Source organism: Flavihumibacter sp., from assembly GCF_036676075.1.
In the GTDB taxonomy this organism is placed as follows: Bacteria; Bacteroidota; Bacteroidia; order Chitinophagales; family Chitinophagaceae; genus Flavihumibacter.
The window spans coordinates 1-1,875 of record NZ_JAKFDQ010000015.1 but is presented as its reverse complement, the minus strand read 5'-3'; the positions used below and the strand labels follow the sequence as shown (position 1 = coordinate 1,875).

The 1,875-nt window shown below is 41.8% G+C and carries 2 protein-coding genes; both read right to left on the bottom strand.

The genetic code is table 11. The features are described from left to right. On the bottom strand, positions 1 to 277 hold a 277-nt coding region (locus V6M43_RS14750), incomplete at its 3' end, for a SusE domain-containing protein (RefSeq protein ID WP_332736542.1). A 20-nt stretch (positions 278 to 297) separates the two neighbouring features. Continuing rightward, positions 298 to 1,875 (bottom strand): RagB/SusD family nutrient uptake outer membrane protein (locus V6M43_RS14745; protein WP_332736540.1); only part of this gene is annotated, 1,578 nt, incomplete at its 5' end.

The following is a 1,875-nucleotide window of genomic DNA, read 5'->3' as shown; positions in this document are numbered from 1 at the left end:
TTGCACTACCAAAATTGGCACCAAGTGTGTCCAATTCCAATGTGTATTTCACATCGTGTGAGCTGATGCCTGTTGTAAAACTGTAATTAGGATTTGTCCAGCTTAAACGAATAGCTGTATTGGCCTCACTGCCCGGCTGAAGTGTAACAGCATTTGTATTAGCTGTTAACACAGGGTTTGTTCCCTCTTTGAAATTGATCTTGTTTTCAGCTTTTTCGCAGGCAAACAAAAACAGGATGACTGCAAAGAGCGAAAAACGGTTGATGTATGATTTCATGTTTCGTTCTTTTAATGTGATTAATAACCTGAATTCTGTGTCAGGTTAGGGTTTGCTGCGATTTCAGAATCAGGAATGGGATAAAGTTTTCTAATATCTGAAACGCCGGTACCACTTTTTACACCACCTTTCCATGGCCACAAGTAAGTACCTTCAACAAAACGGTTGAAACGGATAAGGTCAGTTCTCCGGAAACCTTCCCAATGCAATTCTCTTGCACGTTCATCTATGATATAGTCAAGAGTATAAAAACCTAAAGGAGCCGCTGTAACCTGTGCACGTGAACGCAAGGCATTCAGATAGATCAATGCCTGCGCATCAGAACCACCGGTGCCGCCACGTTTTACCGCTTCGGCATATATCAGATACATTTCAGCTAAACGGAAAATTGGAAAATCAATATCAGAAAAAGTTTTCTCCGGATCCTGGCCGAACGCTCCACTACGGGTTTTGTTGCGATACTTAATAATTGCGAGTCCATCTTTAAACTCCGAAATATTATTGATATCGATTTTTTGTGTGCCTGTTGAAAATTGTGCACGTTTATCTCCACTACCATTTACATCAGGGAACAGGTCAGGAATATTGCGGGTTGTGCGTATGCCACCCCAAGCGCCGAGGCCCGAAACATTTTTATCCATATCGCCACCTACAGAAGCGTTCACAAGGAAAGTAGTGCCACCATAGTTTTTTGATCTTATTCCATCATAATTAAGCGTCCAGATAAATTCAGGATTACTCAAATTATTATCGGCAAGACCCAGCCAGCGGTAGTCACTCAATAAACCATATCCTGCATCAATTACACGCTTTGAATAAGTAATAGCCTCAGTATACTTTTCTGTATTAATATAAACTTTTGCATTGAGATACAAGCGTGCAAGCAAAGACCAGGCAGAAGCTTTATCTACTCGACCATAATCAGCGGTCCGGGCATTTGCTAAATCAGCCTCTATCGCTTTCAATTCACCTTCTATATAAGTAAATAATTTCGCCCTGTCTGTTTGCTCTGGATTAAACTTACCAATTGGGTCATTTTCCGTAGTAAAACCCGGATTGCCATATAAGTCGAGCAATACCCAATAAGCAAAGGCTCGCACAAATCTTGTTTCCGCACGCATACGTTTAATGTTTTCAGCCGATGCGCCAGTTATTCCACGGCCCCCCAACTTTGAAGGATCACTTTCACGTATAAACTCGTTACAAAGTGTAATGATGTAAGTGCAACGGTAATACAATCCCTTTGTCATTGGATTACTGGAACTCCAATTCATGTTATGAAAATCCTGGATGCCTGGATCGTTCCATGCAACAACAGCTTCATCAGTACTTAACTCCTGTGCTTTCCAGAATAAGCGTAGAAAATCAGAAGTACCTTCATCGATCCCGGCTACATCACCATTACCGGCAGGTCCCTGGTTACCTGTTAGGGCCATGCTTCCATACACTTTGGCAAGTACCTGCAGATAACCTGCTTCTGAACTATAGGTATTTCCCGAAGGCAATGAGTTGGGTGGGTTTCTGTCGAGTTGTTTGTGGCAGCTTGTTAAAAGTACTACCCCCAACAGAAGAGAACTTATATAAACTGAAATACGTTT